Consider the following 17,269-nt stretch of genomic DNA (forward strand, 5'->3'; position numbering starts at 1 on the left):
GGCGTCGTGCTACGATTGCGCTCACCAGGCCCCCTGTTTAAGCCCCGTCGACAGCGCCCGATCAGTTCTTGTAGATCTGATCGAAGACGCCGCCGTCGGCAAAATGTTCCCTCTGCGCCTTGGTCCAGCCGCCGAAAAGTTCGTCGATCGTGAACAGCTCGACCTTCGCGAAGGAGCTTTCGTGTTTTTTAGCGATCTCGGGATCGCGCGGACGATAGAAGTTGCGCGCCGCGATTTCCTGACCTTCCTTGGTATACCAATATTGCAGGTAGGCGTCGGCGGCGTTGCGCGTGCCTTTTTTATCGGCAACCTTGTCGACGATCGTCACCGGCGGCTCGGCCAGGATCGAGAGCGGCGGCGCCACGATCTCGAATTTTTCCGGACCGAATTCCTTGAGCGCGAGGTACGCCTCGTTCTCCCAGGCGAGCAGCACGTCGCCAACGCCGCGCTCGACGAAGGTCACGGTCGCGCCGCGCGCACCGGTGTCGAGCACCGGCACCTGCTGATACAATTTGCCGATGAAGTCCTTGGCCTTATCGGCCGAACCGTACTTCTTCTGCGCAAAGCCCCAGGCCGCCAGATAATTCCAGCGCGCGCCGCCTGACGTCTTCGGGTTCGGCGTGATCACGGCGACGCCCGACTTGAGCAGATCGCCCCAGTCCTTGATGCCCTTCGGATTGCCCTTGCGGACCAGAAACACGATGGTCGAGGTATAGGGCGACGAATTTTGCGGCAACCGCTTCTGCCAGTCAGCCGTCGTGAGGCCTTTGCCCGCGATGGCGTCGATGTCGTAGGCGAGCGCGAGCGTCACCACATCGGCCTGCAATCCGTCGATCACGGCGCGCGCCTGCGAACCGCTGCCGCCATGCGACTGCTTGATCTCGACGCTCTTGCCGGTTTCCTTCTGGTAGGAATTCGCGAACGCCTTGTTGAACTCGACATAGAGCTCGCGCGTCGGATCGTACGATACGTTCAGCAGATTGATGTCAGCGGCGAGAGCCGAGCTTGCCAACAAGCCTGTCACGAGCAGTCCTGCCGCGAGCGGAACGATACGACGCATCATGTCCATCTCCATTCACATCAATGACGGCGGCGTCATCGATGGCAGGCATAACTCGGGGCGAAACGCGCTTAAGTCAACGGAACCGGATTTTCTTGTTCGTAGCCGGGCAGCGTAACTTTGCTACGAAGTCTTCATCGTGTGGATGCCGCATTCCGTCTTGGCCCGGCCGCGCCAGCGACCGGCACGCTCATCCTCACCTTCGGCCGTTCTGCTCGTGCAAGGCATACACCCGACCGACAGGAATCCCGACGCAATCAGAGGATGACGCGGCAATTTGGCGCGGGCGAAGATCGCCTCGAGTTCCTCGCGCGAAACATTGGCAAAGGGATTGAACTTCAACCGCGCACCATCGTCCTCGACCACCGGGATGTCGGCGCGCGAGTTGCCCTGGAAGCGCTTGCGGCCGTTGAGCCAAGCGTCGAACGGTTTCAGCGCCCGCGCCAACGGCTCGACCTTTCGGATACGGCAGCAGGCGTCGGGATCGGAGAACCAGAGGTCGCGTTCGGGATCTTCGCGCGACAGCGTCTCCTCGGCGGGCTTGATCGAGCGGACGTCCTTCAGGCCCAGCGTCGCGATCAGCGTGTCGCGATAGGCCAGCGTCTCCTCGAACAGCCAGCCGGTGTCGAGGAAGATTACCGGGATGGCCGGATCGACATCGGCCATGACCTTCAGCAGCGTCGCCGATTCCGTGCCGAAGGACGACACCAGCGCGAGCTTGTCGCGCCCGACCGTCTTCAGCGCAGCGGCGATGATTTCGGCGGGCGAGGCATCGCGCAAGGCGCGATCGAGCTCCTCCGCCGAAGGCAGCGCAGTGACGGACGTCGAAGCCTGAGGCGCGACTACGTTCACGTGCCGACACCCTCGGAATGACGCAGTTGCATGCGCCGGTGCAGCGCCGTGATGCGGCCGTCACCGGTGGGCTGGTAGAATACCGAGTAGCGCTTCGCGGTCTGCATGAAGGCTTCGGCGTCAGCCTGCTTCTTGACGTCGAAGGAATCGAAGCCCGCGCGCAGCATGAACACGAACTGGTCCCGCAGGATCTGGCCCGTCGCACGCAATTCGCCGCGGTAATTGTAGCGTTCGCGCAGCAGCCGCGCCTGGCTGTAGGCACGTCCGTCGCGGAAGGTCGGGAACACCAGCGCGACGACCGCGATCTTGCCGAGGTACGGCACCAGCTCGGCGATGTCGCGATTGTTCGGCCAGATCACACCGACCTTGCCGGTCCGCCTGAGCAACGCGTCGGCGTCGCCGACGAAGCGCTCCGCCGGCACCAGGATGTCGCCGCCCTCGGGCAGCGGCGTGTCGACCGCGAGCTTGACGAAGCCGTCGTCGGCGATCTTTCCGCCGTTAACGAGTGGCATAAACGCGCTCCTTGAAAGGTTCGACGCCGAGGCGCTTTACGGTGTCCATGAACAGCTCTTCAGGCCGCTCGCGTAGCGCCAGATAGGCTTCCACGATGTCCTCGACGACGTCGGCGACCTCGTCGAACTTGACGCCGGGGCCGATCAGATTGCCGAGTGCGGCACTCTCGTCGGCGCGACCGCCGATGGTGATCTGGTAGACCTCCTCGCCGTTCTTCTCGACGCCGAGAATGCCGATGTGGCCGACATGATGATGGCCGCAGGCGTTGATGCAGCCGGAGATGTTGATGTGCAACCGGCCGATCAGATTGGCGAGCTCGTGATTGGCGAAGCGCCGCGTCAATTCCTGCGCGATCGGGATCGAGCGCGCATTGGCCAGCGAGCAATAGTCGAGACCCGGGCAGGCGATGATGTCGGTGATCAGATTGACGTTCGGCGTTGCCAGCCCGAGCTTGTCGAGCGCTTTCCACAGCGCGGGCAGGTCGCGCTTGGCGACATGCGGCAAAGCGAGGTTCTGCTCGTGTCCGACGCGGATCTCACCGAACGAATATCTGTCGGCGAGATCGGCGAGCGCATGCATCTGCTCGGCGGTAGCATCGCCCGGAGGCGCGCCGATCGGCTTCAGCGAGATCGTGACGATGGAATAGCCCTGGACCTTGTGCGGGGCGACCGAGTTCTTGCGCCATGCCTCGAAATCGGGATCGGCCGCGGCCTGCCGCAGTTCGTCCGGCATGTGCGGAAGCTTCTCGTAGGCGGGATAGCTGAAGCGCGAACGGATGTCCTCGACAACCTCGTCATCGATCTGGAGCGAGGAGTTGCGGATGTGCTGCCACTCCTCCTCGACTTCGCGCGAGAACTTCTCGATGCCGAGCTCGTGCACCAGGATCTTGATGCGCGCCTTGTAGATGTTGTCGCGGCGGCCGTACTGGTTGTACACCCGTAGGATCGCCTCGATGTAGCTGAGAATGTCGCGGCCATGCACGAAGTGCTTGATGGTCTTGCCGATGAACGGCGTGCGCCCGAGCCCGCCGCCGACCAGCACCTCGAAGCCGGTCTCGCCCTTCTCGTTCTTGATCAGCTTCAGCCCGATGTCGTGGATCTTGATCGCGGCGCGGTCGTGGTCCGACGCGGTGATCGCGATCTTGAACTTGCGCGGCAGGAACGAGAATTCCGGATGCAGCGTGGTGTGCTGGCGGATCAGCTCCGACCAGATGCGGGGATCCTCGATCTCGCCGGGCGCCACGCCGGCCCACTGGTCCGAAGTGACGTTGCGCATGTTGTTGCCGGAGGTCTGCATCGCATGGATGCCGACTTCGGCAAGATCGGCCAGCGCGTCCGGCAATTCGGCAAGCTTGATCCAGTTGAACTGGATGTTCTGCCGCGTCGTGAAATGGCCGTAGCCACGGTCGTATTTGCGCGCGACGTGGGCGAGCGCGCGCAGCTGGTTCGACGCCAGCGTCCCGTAGGGGATCGCGACCCGGAACATGTAGGCGTGCAGTTGCAGATAGACGCCGTTCTGCAGCCGCAGGATCTTGAACTCGTCCTCGGTGAGCTCGCCGGACAGGCGGCGCTTCACCTGGTCGCGGAATTCCGAGACGCGCTCGTTGACGAGCGTGCGGTCGATTTCATCGTAAGCGTACATGCGAGAATGCCTTAAACCTGGACCGGCTGTCCGATGGTCACACCGGTGCGGCGGATCTGTTCGCGCAGATTGCCGGGTTCGATCCTGCCGTCCGCACCGACCTGTACCGGCGCGATATAGGGACCGATCGCGCCGACGTCATCGGCAACGGACTCCGCAAGCAACGCTTTCGCCTCGTCGGAGTTGCGCACGATCGCGGCTTCCGACAGCTCCGCGGACCAGCTCTTGGCGGCGGTGCGGTAAACCACGATGCCGTCCCAGGTGCGGTTGGCGGTCACGACCGAGGGACCGGCGATTTTGATCTTCTTCTGTTCAAGCGGGGAGGTCATTCGGCTGCATCCAATAGGTCAGAGATGATTTGCTTTGGGGTTTGGCGGCGAAGCGAGCCGGCATGCCGGACCACATCGCCGATGATGAGAATGGCGGGGCCGCCATTTGTCCGTCGCACCAGTTCGGGCAGGTCGCGCAGCGTACCGATCGCACCTTGCGCATCGGGACGCGTGACGCGGGCGAACACGCCGACCGGCGTCTCCGGCGAACGGCCGGCGGCCAAGAGGCCGGCGCGTACGGCCGGCGCAGCCGTCATGCCCATGTAGACCACGACGGTCATCCTGGCGTCGGTCAGCGCCGACCAGTCCACGACTTCCGCGTCGCGCGCCTTGTGCGCGGTGAGGAAGGTGATGCGGGTTGCTTCGTGACGATAGGTAAGCGGCACCTCGAAATCGGCGGCGCCGCCGAGGCCTGCAGTGATGCCGGGAATGATCGAATAGGCAACGCCGGCCGCACGCAACGCTTCGACTTCTTCGCCGCCGCGGCCGAACACGAAAGGATCGCCGCCCTTCAGCCGCACTACGCGCTGGCCGGATTGCGCAGCCTCGATCATGCGCTTGTTGATGGCGTCCTGACCGATGCCGGGCTTGCCGACGCGGCGACCGACCGGCACGCGGCTGGTGTCACGGCGGATGCGGTCGAGAATTTCAGGCGAGACCAGCTCGTCATGGAAGACGATGTCGGCATCCTGGAGCGCGCGCAGCGCCTTGATGGTCAGCAAATCCGGATCGCCGGGACCGGCGCCGACCAGCGCGACCGAGCCCTCCGGCTTGTCGGCTCGCGCGAACGCGGATGGATCGGAAATCGCCTTGAGGGCGGCTTCGGCCTCACCCTTGCGGCCCGCAAGCAGGGATGCGCCGATCGGGCCGTCGATGACGCGCTCCCAGAAACGGCGGCGCAGCGGAAACTCGGCAATACGTTCGTTGATGGATTTGCGGAAGCCGCCGATGAACTCGGCCAACTCGCCGATCCGCGCCGGCAGCAGTGCCTCGATCTTTTCGCGCACGCGCCGCGCCACCACCGGCGACGTGCCGCCGGTGCCGACGGCGACCACGACATCGCCGCGATCGACGATCGCCGGGAAGATGAAGCTCGAATGCTCGAGATCGTCCATGACGTTGACGGGCAGGCCGAGCGCCTTGGCGCGGACCGACATCGCCACGCCGACATCGCCTGCGCCGGCGCAAACGACGGCGATGATTCCCGAGAGATCGGCGGTCAGTGGATCGGTGGCCGCGACGTCGATACGCGCGGCGTCCTCGGAGCCCAGACCCAGGTCCTGATTGCCGTCGATCGCATGCACGCGAATGCGCGCACCGGCGGCTGCGAGCACGCGCAGCTTGGCGCGCAGAAGCTCACCCGCGCCGATGAGAACCACCGGACCGGCCTTGAGATCGAGGAACACCGGCAAGAACCGCATACGATACTCGCTCCCCCCAGATCCGGGGTTGACTGGAATTATTTTCTATATATGTGTCGTTTCGAGCGCGCAAAGAGAAAATTTTTTCTTCTCTCTTGCGCCGCAACTATAGAATTTTCGCCTTCAAACGCAAAGTGGCAGAGATGCATCTTCTCAAGGACAATTCCACTGCTGTCGGCTTGGGCAGCCCGGCCGCCGCCGAGCGCGCGCGCACGCAAGAATTTTCTGCTGACCTTGCCCCGAGCATGGACCATCTCGACCAGCTCGAGGCCCAGAGCATCTACATCTTCCGCGAAGCCTTTGGCCGCCTCAAGAAGATCGCCCTGCTGTGGTCGCTCGGCAAGGACTCCAACGTCATGATCTGGCTGGCGCGCAAGGCCTTCTTCGGCCGCCTGCCGTTCCCGGCCCTCCATGTCGACACCGGCAAGAAGTTTCCGGAAATGTATCGCTTCCGCGATCACTACGGCAAGGAATGGGATCTCGATCTACGTGTCGAGCCTTGCCCGCCGATTGATGCCGTCGACCCAACGCTGCCGCCCGCCGCACGTTCCGCCGCGCGCAAGACCGAGGGCCTCAAGATGGCGCTCGCCAAATACGGTTTCGACGGCCTGATTGCCGGCATCCGCCGCGACGAGGAGGCGACGCGTGCCAAGGAGCGCGTGTTCTCGCCACGCGGCTTGGAAGGCAATTGGGACGTGCGCGACCAGCCGCCGGAGTTCTGGGATCATTTCAATGCGTCGCCGCCGCAGGGCGCCCATTTGCGCATCCATCCGATCCTGCATTGGACCGAGTCCGATATCTGGGCCTACACGAAGCGCGAGAACATCCCGATCATCCCGCTGTATCTGTCGCAAAACGGCAAGCGCTATCGCTCGCTGGGTGATCAGGACATCACCAATCCGGTCGCCTCAAACGCGTCGAACATCGACGAGATCCTGATCGAACTCGAGCAGACCAAGGTGCCGGAACGTTCCGGCCGTGCGCTCGACCACGAGACCGAGGACGCTTTCGAGCGCCTGCGTGTCGCCGGCTATCTCTGATCAAGGACGCGAGCGCGATATGAACATGATCGTCACCCCCGCTTCGCCCGCCACCCCGAACGGCACGACGCGACCGCAGGTCCGCATCGTCATCGTCGGCCATGTCGACCATGGCAAGTCGACCTTGGTCGGCCGCCTGCTGCACGAGACCGGCAGCCTGCCCGACGGCAAGCTCGAGATGCTCAAAGCCGTCAGCGCGCGGCGCGGCATGCCGTTCGAATGGTCGTTCCTGCTCGACGCGCTCCAGACCGAGCGCGACCAGGGCATCACCATCGACACCACGCAGATCCGCTTCCGCACCAATTCGCGCGACATCGTGCTGATCGACGCGCCCGGCCACGCCGAATTCCTGCGCAACATGATCACCGGCGCCTCGCAGGCCGACGGCGCGGTGCTGATCATCGATGCGCTCGAAGGCGTGCGCGACCAGACAAGGCGGCACGGCTATCTCCTGCATCTGCTCGGCGTGAAGCAGGTTGCGGTCGTCGTCAACAAGATGGACCGCGTCGACTTCGCCGCCGAGCGCTTCAAGGAGATAAGCGACGAGATCTCGGCACATCTGCAAGGCCTCGGTGTGAAGCCCACGGCCGTGATCCCGATTTCCGCCCGAGACGGCGACGGCGTCGCCGAGCGCACCGATCGGATCGGCTGGTACAAGGGCCCGACCGTCGTGGAGGCACTCGACCGGCTCGAACCGGCGCGCCCGCTGGAGGCGCTGGCGCTGCGGCTGCCGGTGCAGGCGATCTACAAATTCGACGATCGCCGTATCGTTGCGGGCCGGATCGAATCCGGCAGCCTCATCGCCGGGGACGAAATCGTGATCATGCCGGCCGGCAAGATCGCCAGGATCAAGACGGTCGAGAGCTGGCCGGTGACGCCGGTCGCGGGCCGACAGGGTGCAGGCCGCTCGGTCGGCATCACGCTCGACCGCGAGCTGTTCCTCGAACGCGGCGATATCATAGCGCATACGAACAGCGCGCCGCGCGAGACGCGACGGCTGCGCGCGAGGATCTTCTGGCTGCACGACAAGCCGCTGGCCAAGGGCGACCAGCTCCTGGTTCGCTGCGGGCCAAAGGAAAGCCGTGCCACCGTTGTCGCGATCGAGAAGGCGGTCGATCCCGGCGAGTTGTCGAGCGTCGAGAACAAGGCAATCGGCCGCAACCATGTCGGCGAGATCGACATTTCCCTTTCGAATCCGATTGCCACCGATCCCTACACGGAAAATCCGCGCACCGGCCGGCTCGTGATCGAGGTGTCCGGGCGCATCGCGGGCGGCGGTCTCGTGCTGTCGGTCGATGCCGGCCAGCGCGCCCTGCCCGTCGACATCGTGCCGGTGGAATCCGCGCTGCGGCCCGACGAACGCTCCGCGCGCTATCGTCACAACGGCGCCGTGGTCTGGCTCACCGGCCTCCCCGCCTCCGGCAAGTCGACTCTCGCAAAAGCACTGGAGCGGCGGCTGTTCAGCAATGGCGGCTCGCCGATCCTGCTCGACGGCGATACGCTGCGCGCCGGCCTCAACAGCGACCTCGGCTTCTCCGCCGCCGATCGCAGCGAGAACATCCGCCGTCTCGCCGAAGTCGCGACACATCTCGCGCGCAACGGCCACATCGCCATCGTCGCGGCGGTCTCGCCCGCCCGCGAGGATCGCGCCACCGCGCGCTGCATCGCCGACACTTCGTTCCGCGAGATTCACGTCGCGACGCCGGCCGGGATCTGCGAGGAGCGAGACCCCAAGGGCCACTACAAGAAGGCCCGCGCCGGCGCGCTCGCGTCGTTCACCGGTATCGGCAACGACTACGAGCGGCCTGAGGCCGCCGAGCTCGTGATAGACACCTCGACGCGCACGGTCGCCGAGGCCGCGGACGAGATCGAACAAATGCTCAAGACGACCGGCGTGCTGTTCGACGAAGTCGTGGACCTCGCCGCGAATATTTGAAGGCGGGCTGCTGCCCCGCTGTCGTCGCCCGGCTTGACCGGGCGACCCAGTATTCCACCGACAGCCGTGATTCAGCCGAGAGGCCGCGGCGTACTAGATTCCCCGCCTTCGCGGGGAATGACACCGTGCGTACGCCCACCCGCCTTGACATTTTGACAACTTTTGGGGGCCTTCTCACGGCCCCGATTTTGGGGCTAATAAGACCCCGAAAGCCGCTCCTTGGAGCGCATTTTGCTGCGGTCGGGTCAAAAGCAGCCAAAAACAGCCATTTCCAACAAGAAAGCCCATCATGAAACGCGTCGACGCCCACGGATTGAAGATCGCTCCCATCCTGTTCGATTTCATCGCCAAGGAAGCGGCCCCGAAGACGGGAATCGCGCCGGATGCGTTCTGGGCCGGGCTTGCCGCCATCATCAAGGAGCTGGGGCCGAAGAACCGCGCGCTGCTGGCGGAGCGCGACACGCTGCAGGCCAAGATCGACGACTGGCACCGCGCCAACAAGGGCAAGGCGTTCGACCTCAACGCCTATACCGCGTTCCTGAAGGAGATCGGCTATCTCGTCCCGGAGCCGGCGACGCAGAAGGTCGAGACCGCCAATGTGGACGAGGAGATCGGCAAGATCTGCGGCCCGCAGCTGGTCGTGCCCCTGACCAATGCGCGCTACGCACTCAACGCAGCGAATGCGCGCTGGGGCTCGCTCTATGACGCCTTCTACGGCACCGACGCGATTCCGCACGATCCATCCGAGAGCGGCAAAGGCTACAACAAGGCGCGCGGCGACAAGGTGATCGCAAAAGCGAAAGCCTTCCTCGATGCCGCCGTGCCGCTGGCGACCGGCAGTCACACCGACGTCACCGCCTATAGCGTGGTCGCAGGCCAGCTCGCGGTGAAGCTGAAGAGCGGCAACGCCACCGCGCTGAAGAACGCCGCGCAATTCGCGGGCTTCCAGGGCGACGCAGCCGCACCGAGCGCGGTGCTGCTCGCCAACAACGGCCTGCATGTCGAGGTGAAGATCGACCGCAGCAGCGCGATCGGCAAGGACGATCCGGCCGGCGTCGCGGACATGGTCATGGAGTCCGCGGTCTCAACCATTCTCGACATGGAAGACTCGGTCGCGGCGGTCGATGCCGAGGACAAGGTGCTGGTCTATCGCAACACGCTCGGCCTGATGAACGGCACGCTGTCGGCCGATTTCGAGAAGGGCGGCAAGACGCTGACGCGCTCGCTCAATGCCGACCGCAGCTACAAGACGCCTGACGGCAAGGGCGAGGTCAAGCTGCACGGCCGCAGCCTGCTCCTGATGCGCAATTGCGGTCACCACATGTTCACCGACGCGGTGCTGGACGACAAGGGCGAGGAGATTCCGGAAGGCCTGCTCGACGCCGCCGTCTCCGGGCTTCTTGCCGTGCATGATTTGAAGGGCAACTCCAAGGTCAAGAACAGCCGCACCGGCTCTGCCTATATCGTCAAGCCGAAGATGCACGGACCCGACGAGGTGTCGCTGACCTGCGAAATCTTCGACCGCGTCGAGAAGATGCTGTCGCTGCCAGAGAACACGCTCAAGGTCGGCATCATGGACGAGGAGCGGCGCACCACCGTCAACCTCAAGGCCTGCATCCAGCGCGCCTCCAAGCGCATCATGTTCATCAACACCGGCTTCCTCGACCGCACCGGCGACGAGATCCACACCTCGATGGAGGCGGGGCCGATGATCCGCAAGAACGAGATGAAGGCGCAGGCCTGGATCAAGTCCTATGAGGACTGGAACGTCGATATGGGCCTGATCTGTGGCCTGCCCGGCCATGCCCAGATCGGCAAGGGCATGTGGGCGGCGCCGGACAAGATGGCGGACATGCTTGCCCAGAAGCTCGCCCATCCGCAGGCCGGTGCCACCACCGCCTGGGTGCCCTCGCCGACCGCCGCGACGCTGCACGCGCTGCACTACCACCAGGTCAACGTCACCGCGCGCCAGCAGGAGCTCGCAAAGGCCGGGCCGCGCGCAAAGCTCGAGGACATCCTGACCATCCCGGTGTCGAAGTCGAACTGGGCGCCCGATGACGTCAAGCAGGAGATCGACAACAACTGCCAGGGCATCCTGGGCTATGTCGTGCGCTGGATCGACCAGGGCGTCGGCTGCTCCAAGGTGCCTGACATTCACGACGTCGGCCTGATGGAAGACCGTGCCACCCTGCGCATTTCCAGCCAGCACCTCGCCAACTGGCTGCACCAGGGCGTCATCACCGAAGCCCAGGTAATGGAATCGCTCAAGCGCATGGCGGTCGTCGTCGACAAGCAGAATGCGGGCGATCCCATCTACAAGCCGATGGCGCCCGCCTTCGACGGCACAGCCTTCAAGGCGGCTAGCGACCTCATCTTTAAAGGACGCGAGCAGCCCAACGGCTACACCGAATACATCCTCACCGCTCGCCGCCGCGAGGCCAAGGCGGCTGGCTGAAAAGGCCCTTGGCTGACAAGGCGGCCTGCTGATCCGACTAGAACACCAAAAGCCCCGGCTCGCGCCGGGGCTTTTTCGTTGCGGCAGCTACGCTCCCGCTAGAACACTGCCAGATATTTCAGCAGCGACACGATACCGATAATGATGACGACCACGCGCGCGATCTGCTTGGCGCGGCCGTCCATCGGCAGCATGTTGATGAGGTAAAGTACGAGAATGACGACGAGAAAGGTGACGAGGACGCCGACCAACATTGTTAGGACCCCCATTAGGCCAGTTGCTGACGCTTCTTAACGCACAACTCCCGCGCCGGTTCCATTGAGGCAACCCTCTGCAACTTCTAGTAATTCCGTACTTCTACCGTCAGCCGGCCTGCCTAAAATTTTACCCTTTTCCTTTCAGATGCAGACACCGTTTGGCCCCTGAGCCACAAACGGCATGCGATTGCCTGGTCTTGCGTGCCCCTCTTTTCCGATGTTGCCCGGGGCGATTTCACGAACTTTGTAATGGGAATTGGGGGACTTCGATGCTGAATCGTCTGACCGTATCCGCGCTGCTGAAGGCGGTGATCGCGATCACATCGATCTGCGTGGTGATCGCACTCTCGCTCACCGCCTACGAGTCCTGGGATCGCCTGAAGACCGCCAACCGCATTTCGCAGATCGCCGACACGTCCGCCGATCTGTTCAAGGCGATGCACAATCTACGCACCGACCGCTCGACCACGGTCCGTCTCCTGAACGCGACCGAGCCGATGGACGGCGAGATCGAGAAATATCTGCGCGCCCTGCGCGATGCCCAAATGCCCGCCATGGCGCGCGCGCTCCAGCTGCTGCCCAGTATGGACTTCCCGCAGTCGGGCACCCTGGTACCGGAGCTCGCGCGTCTGTTCAAATTGCTGACCGAAGAGCAGAAGCAGTTCTGGGAGGATGTCGCCAAGCCGAAGGACCAGCGCCGCGCCAGCCTGCCCAAGGAATACATGGAGACGACGCAGGGCCTGCTCGACACGCTCGACAAGCTCTCGAACACCTTGGCCACCACCGTCAATCACCTGGACGCAGCGATCGACCAGCTCCTGTCGATCAAGCAGAACGCCTGGCTGCTCCGCAACACCGCGGGCGAGGCGTCGCTGATCGTCTCGACCGGACTGGCCGCCGGCAAGATCACGCCGGAAGGCCGCTACGCTTATACCCAACATGTCGGCGGCACGAGCGCGATGTGGAAGGCGCTGGAGTTGTCGACGTCCGGCATGCAGTTGCCGGCTGGGCTCGCCTCCGCGATGGCGGCCGCCAAGACCTCCTATTTCGAGCCGCAATATCTGGCCTTGCGCGACCGTCTCGCCGACGCGCTGGTCAAGGGTGAGAAGCCCGAGATGACGGCGAACCAATGGAGCCCGCTCACGGTCGGCCGCATGGCGAGCGCGGTCGCAGTGGCAGAAGGTGCGCTCGATGCTGCCAAGATCCACACGCAGGAGCAGCGCGGCGCCGCAGAGCGCGCACTGATCGTGCAGCTGACGCTGCTGGCGCTCGCCGTGGGGCTTGCCGTCGGCGCGATCATGCTGGTCAATCGCCGCGTCATCACTCCGCTCAACACCATCCGGGACGCCATGCTGAAGGTCGCCGGCGGCGACCTTGCCGTCGATAGCGGCTATCTCGATCGCAACGATGAGATCGGCGCGCTTGCCGGCGCGCTGGAGACCTTCAAGCAGCAGGCCAACGAGAAGCTCAAGATCGAGGCGCAGGAGCGCGAACGCAATGCGGGCGCCTCCGCGCGCCAACGCGCGGTCGAGACCTATGTCGGCGAGTTCGAGGGCGCGGTGCGCAAGACGCTCGGCGAATTGAGCGAAGCCTCCGGCGAAATGCGCAAGACCTCGGGCGATCTCTCTGCGGTGTCGCGGCAGACCAACGACCGCGTGCAGGTCGCGGGCAAGGCCTCCAATGACGCCTCCATGAGCGTGGACAGCGTCGCCGCGGCAGCCGAAGAGCTCAGCGCCTCGATCAACGACATCAGCCAGCAGGCCGCGCATGCCGCAGGCATCGCCAGCCGCGCCGTGACCCAGGCGCGCGACACCGACGGCACGGTGCAGGGACTTCAGAAGTCGGCCGGCCGCATCGGCGAGGTCGTCGGCCTGATCAACACCATTGCGCAGCAGACCAATTTGCTCGCGCTCAACGCCACGATCGAGGCTGCCCGCGCCGGCGAAGCCGGGCGCGGCTTTGCCGTGGTCGCCTCCGAGGTGAAGTCGCTGGCGAGCCAGACCGCCAAGGCAACCGAGGAGATCTCCGAGCAGATCGCCGACATCCAGAAGGTCGCGGGCGACGCCATCAGCGCGATCCAGACCATCGGCGGCATCATCGGCGAAGTGAATGAGGTCGCGACCGCAATCGCTGCCGCCGTGCAGGAGCAGGGCGCGGCCACGCAAGAGATCACCCGCAGCACCCAGTTTGCGGCGCAGGGCACCAAGAACGTCTCGGACAACATCACCGGCGTCAAATCCGATGCTGACGCTGCTGCCGCCGCCGCCGACAACGTGAAGCACGCCTCCGAGATGCTGGAGAGCCAGAGCCGCCAGCTCGGCCATGAGGTCAGCGACTTCCTCGGCAAGATCCGCGCGGCGTAGAACGGGCCGTTAAAGAGAGCCGCGCCCACATCCTCGGTGTCGTCCTGGCTTTCGCCAGGACGACGTTGAGGCTACTCCTTCGCCACCACCGGCACTTGGCGGAATCTTGCGCGCACCGAATCCGGCAGCGGAGAGAAATTCATTGCGACGCCGCGGCGGTCGTTGGCATTGCGGCTGGCGACCACCAGACCGTCGGCGCCCGCGACGATGTCGCCCTTGCGCAAGGTGGGATCGTCGTCGACCTTGACCTGAGCGAGCCCGACCGGATCCTTGCCGTTGCAGGTGCAGCCTGCGACAATCTCATTGCGATAGCGGAACGCGTTGGGCAAGTCGGAATAGGATTTCCCCTTGTCCGTCGTCGCGTCGTCGATGTTGCCGCCATAGACGAGCGAGGTCTCCGAGGCCGGGCAGAAGCTCTTGCAGGATTGCGCCTTGCTCTCGGAATCATTTCCCTGCGCCGGGAAATAACGTCCGTCGCAGCCGCGCACGCAATAGGCCGTGCCGCCGCCATAGGATGCCCGCTGGCGCGGCGTGTCGTAGCGCGGCGAGTCATCGGTCTGGAACGGCATGCGAATCTCGGGCGCCGGCCGCCCGCGGAAGCCGCCGAACAGCGCCGAGAAAAAGTCCTCCGCATGGGCCGATGGCGTCAGCGCGAGGCCGAAGGAGGCAACGGCGACGAATGCCGCCGCGCCACCGGCGAGTTTGCCGATCGAACGTCTCTTCATGTGACCTCACTCGACGCTTAGTTGACGGCCGAATTCGAAATGTTCAGCGCCTGCCGGCCCGAGGGCAGCGCCGTCACGGCCGGACGCTTGCGCACGGAATCCCCGCCTTTGGCCATCAGCGGCGCGTTCTTCGGCAGCACAACGACTTTGGCGCCGACATTGACGCGGCCGAACAGGTCGGTGACGTCCTCATTTGTCATGCGGATGCAGCCAGACGAGACGAACTTGCCAATCGTGCTGGGATCGTTGGTGCCGTGAATGCGGTATTCGCTCGACCCGAGATACATCGCACGCGCGCCGAGCGGATTGCCGGGGCCGCCAGCGACGAAGCGAGGCAGATAGGGTTGGCGCGCAATCATCTCAGCAGGCGGATGCCAGTCCGGCCATTCCGCCTTGCGGCTGACGCTCTGCACGCCCGACCAGGTGAAGCCCTCGCGCCCGACACCGACGCCATAGCGGATGGCGCGGCCCTGTCCGAGCACGTAGTAAAGATAAGTATTGTTGGTATCGATCACGATGGTACCGGCCGGCTCGCTCCGATCGAAGCTGACAATCTGCTTGCGCAGGCGATCGGGCAGCGCGGCATCCTCGTCGGGCGCCTGCGCGCTCTGGCTTGCATAGCCTTGGTTTGGATAGCCTTGGTTCGCATAGACTTGGTTCGCATAACCCTGCGAATAGCCCTGGTCCTGAGGGTAGGCCTGGTCCTGCGGATAGGTGTAGCCCAGTGTTTGTGCGCTTGCGGCGCCGAACGGCACTGCCAGCAAAGCGGTTGCGAAGGCGAAGGCGGTGATGCGGCGCGGCGATAAGCGGCGTCGGACTGCAGAGAACTTCGTCATGTGCTGCCCCGTTGGATGCCCGCATCAGGGTGATGCGCTGGTTCGATCAACGCGGTCGAACCGGCACAAGTTCCGCGGCGCGATGCAGCAGCGACGTCACAGTCAAGCGAGCATCTCTTCACGAAGCCGCGATGGAACCCGCAGGAGGCTTGGACGTTCTTGTCTGGTCGTGGGCGCGCGGACCGAAGACTCCGTGCCGGAGAGGTATTGTGCGCGTCCTTCCCAGTGAACGTATGACTTCCGGCAACGGCGAAGGCACTCCGCTTCCCGAGAGCCACGGCGAACTCCCGCCGGTGATCCGCCGCACCGAGCTCGTCGCCTTCTCGCTTGCCGGACTTCTCCTCATCGCAATCGTCGCGGTGCTCTATGTCGGAAAGGCGTTCTTTCTGCCTGTGGTGATGGCGTTCGTCACCGGCACGATGCTCTCGCCGGCAGCGACCTTCCTGGAGAAACAGAAAGTGCCGCGGAGTCTCGCCGCCGCGCTAATCGTGTTCGCGGTGACCGCCGTAGTCGGCTTCATCGTCGCGCTGATTGCCTCGCCGGCGATGGAATGGAGCTCGCGCCTGCCCGAACTCGGCGCGCAGTTGAAAGACAAGGTCCACGTGTTCGACCGGCCGCTGGCGCTGTGGCGAGAGCTGCAGACGATGCTCGGCGGCTCGGAGGGATTGCCGAGCCTCCAGATGCCGAAATTCGAGTGGGTGCAGCCGACGATCGAATTCCTGTCACCGACCTTTACCGAATTCCTGCTGTTCTTCGTCACCCTGATCCTGTTCATCGCCAGCTGGCGGGACCTGCGACGGGCGATGATCATGACCTTCAGCGATCATGACGCACGGCTGCGCACGCTTCGCATCCTCAATGAGATCGAGGTCCATCTCGGCAACTATCTCTTGACCGTGACCCTCATCAATGTCGGCGTCGGCGTCGCCGCCGGCATCGTCTGCGCGCTCACCGGAATGCCCAATCCGGCTGGCCTCGGCGCGCTCGCGGCCACCCTCAATTTCATTCCGATCATCGGACCGGTGGCCATGTTCGCCATTCTGGTCGTGGTGGGACTGGTCACCTTCCCGACTGTCAGCGGCGGCCTGATGGCGGCGCTCGCCTTTGGCGGCATCACCTTCCTGGAGGGACATTTCGTCACGCCGACCATCATCGGCCGGCGGCTGGCGCTCAATGCGCTCGCGGTGCTGCTGGCGCTGGCGTTCTGGACCTGGCTGTGGGGCCCGATGGGTGCGTTCCTGTCGTCGCCGCTCCTGATCGTAGCCCTGATCCTGAAGGAGCATCTGTTGCCGGAGGATTCGCCGCAGCTCCCGCAGGACTAACGGTTTCCGTGAACGGAACTTACCCGACGACGAAACGTTTCCCGGCTGTCTCAACCGTCAGCAGCTCGGAGCCCCTGATGTCAACCACCAATGCCGAAGCCGGGATGAGAGACTGGACCGACAAAGCCACCCGAGAACGCCTCGAGAAGGATGTAGCAGCCGTGAAAAGCGATATCGCCGCCCTCACCGATCAGATCACCGACGCGCTCAATACTTTCGCCAACTCATCCGGCAAGCAGGCCCGCCGCGGCTATCGCCAGGCGCGCGAGAACGTGGATTCCGCCATCGACGACATGTCGGAGCGCGGCAGCGCGATGATGGGCGCGGCACAGGAAGCCTACGGCTCGATCGAGGAGACGCTGGAGGACGCGATCAGCCAGCGGCCGCTTGCGACCGTGGGGCTCGCGCTCGGCATCGGCTTCCTGATCGGCGCGGCCTGGCGCCGCTGAGGTCGCGAAGGGGGTATCGAGACGGTGGCGCAGCGGCGCCGCCGGTGCCGGCTTGTGGGATCTGAGGAGC

At 64.4% G+C, this 17,269-nt stretch carries 15 protein-coding genes; 6 read left to right on the top strand and 9 right to left on the bottom strand.

Going from position 1 to position 17,269, the window contains the following annotated elements; all coding sequences use genetic code 11:
* Positions 1-61: 61 nt before the first annotated feature.
* The 6 genes from ABIB66_RS27090 to cysG all read right to left on the bottom strand — a co-directional run bounded on the left by ABIB66_RS27090 (position 62) and on the right by cysG (position 5,816).
* Entirely contained in the window at positions 62-1,075 is a 1,014-nt protein-coding gene (locus ABIB66_RS27090) for a sulfate ABC transporter substrate-binding protein (protein WP_473301936.1), read from the bottom strand.
* Positions 1,076-1,183: 108 nt separating this feature from the next.
* Positions 1,184-1,912, bottom strand: a complete 729-nt coding sequence (locus tag ABIB66_RS27095; protein WP_354209464.1) for a phosphoadenylyl-sulfate reductase — start codon at positions 1,910-1,912, stop codon at positions 1,184-1,186.
* Positions 1,909-2,424: a DUF934 domain-containing protein gene (locus ABIB66_RS27100; protein ID WP_354209466.1), complete on the bottom strand. Its 516-nt coding sequence runs from the start codon at positions 2,422-2,424 to the stop codon at positions 1,909-1,911. Before ABIB66_RS27100 ends, ABIB66_RS27095 begins: the two co-directional genes overlap by 4 nt.
* Positions 2,411-4,066, bottom strand: coding sequence for a nitrite/sulfite reductase (locus tag ABIB66_RS27105; protein WP_354209468.1), 1,656 nt, complete (start codon positions 4,064-4,066; stop codon positions 2,411-2,413). Before ABIB66_RS27105 ends, ABIB66_RS27100 begins: the two co-directional genes overlap by 14 nt.
* A gap of 11 nt (positions 4,067-4,077) precedes the next feature.
* Positions 4,078-4,395, bottom strand: a complete 318-nt coding sequence (locus ABIB66_RS27110) for a DUF2849 domain-containing protein (protein ID WP_354209469.1) — start codon at positions 4,393-4,395, stop codon at positions 4,078-4,080.
* Positions 4,392-5,816, bottom strand: coding sequence for a siroheme synthase CysG (gene cysG / locus ABIB66_RS27115; RefSeq protein WP_354209470.1), 1,425 nt, complete (start codon positions 5,814-5,816; stop codon positions 4,392-4,394). Before cysG ends, ABIB66_RS27110 begins: the two co-directional genes overlap by 4 nt.
* 245 nt (positions 5,817-6,061) lie before the next feature.
* On the opposite strand from cysG, the gene cysD reads away from it, so the two are divergent.
* From cysD to ABIB66_RS27130, 3 genes are all read left to right on the top strand, one after another.
* Positions 6,062-6,856: a sulfate adenylyltransferase subunit CysD gene (gene cysD, locus ABIB66_RS27120; RefSeq protein WP_027515469.1), complete on the top strand. Its 795-nt coding sequence runs from the start codon at positions 6,062-6,064 to the stop codon at positions 6,854-6,856.
* 19 nt (positions 6,857-6,875) lie between these two features.
* Entirely contained in the window at positions 6,876-8,792 is a 1,917-nt protein-coding gene (cysC, locus tag ABIB66_RS27125; RefSeq protein ID WP_354209471.1) for an adenylyl-sulfate kinase, read from the top strand.
* A 289-nt stretch (positions 8,793-9,081) separates the two neighbouring features.
* Positions 9,082-11,247 carry a malate synthase G gene (locus ABIB66_RS27130; protein ID WP_354256196.1) on the top strand — a complete coding sequence of 722 codons (2,166 nt, stop codon included), beginning with the start codon at positions 9,082-9,084 and terminating at the stop codon, positions 11,245-11,247.
* Between the two features lie 98 nt (positions 11,248-11,345).
* On the opposite strand, the gene ABIB66_RS27135 is transcribed toward ABIB66_RS27130, so the two are convergent.
* Positions 11,346-11,501 carry a Thivi_2564 family membrane protein gene (locus tag ABIB66_RS27135; RefSeq protein ID WP_007599832.1) on the bottom strand — a complete coding sequence of 52 codons (156 nt, stop codon included), beginning with the start codon at positions 11,499-11,501 and terminating at the stop codon, positions 11,346-11,348.
* A 272-nt stretch (positions 11,502-11,773) separates the two neighbouring features.
* Between ABIB66_RS27135 and ABIB66_RS27140 the strand changes: the two genes are divergently transcribed.
* Positions 11,774-13,867 (top strand): methyl-accepting chemotaxis protein, encoded by a 2,094-nt coding sequence (locus tag ABIB66_RS27140; RefSeq protein ID WP_354256199.1) that lies wholly within the window; start codon positions 11,774-11,776, stop codon positions 13,865-13,867.
* Between the two features lie 71 nt (positions 13,868-13,938).
* Here the strand turns inward: ABIB66_RS27140 and ABIB66_RS27145 are convergent, their stop codons facing one another.
* Positions 13,939-14,592 carry a DUF2865 domain-containing protein gene (locus tag ABIB66_RS27145; protein ID WP_354209474.1) on the bottom strand — a complete coding sequence of 218 codons (654 nt, stop codon included), beginning with the start codon at positions 14,590-14,592 and terminating at the stop codon, positions 13,939-13,941.
* 17 nt (positions 14,593-14,609) lie between these two features.
* Entirely contained in the window at positions 14,610-15,428 is an 819-nt protein-coding gene (locus ABIB66_RS27150) for a L,D-transpeptidase (RefSeq protein WP_354209475.1), read from the bottom strand.
* A 209-nt stretch (positions 15,429-15,637) separates the two neighbouring features.
* On the opposite strand from ABIB66_RS27150, the gene ABIB66_RS27155 reads away from it, so the two are divergent.
* Positions 15,638-16,750: an AI-2E family transporter gene (locus ABIB66_RS27155; RefSeq protein ID WP_354209476.1), complete on the top strand. Its 1,113-nt coding sequence runs from the start codon at positions 15,638-15,640 to the stop codon at positions 16,748-16,750.
* A 77-nt stretch (positions 16,751-16,827) separates the two neighbouring features.
* Positions 16,828-17,199, top strand: a complete 372-nt coding sequence (locus ABIB66_RS27160; RefSeq protein WP_007599824.1) for an ElaB/YgaM/YqjD family protein — start codon at positions 16,828-16,830, stop codon at positions 17,197-17,199.
* Positions 17,200-17,269 lie beyond the last annotated feature (70 nt).

The sequence above is a fragment of the Bradyrhizobium sp. F1.13.3 genome (assembly GCF_040548265.1).
Taxonomy (GTDB): Bacteria; Pseudomonadota; Alphaproteobacteria; order Rhizobiales; family Xanthobacteraceae; genus Bradyrhizobium.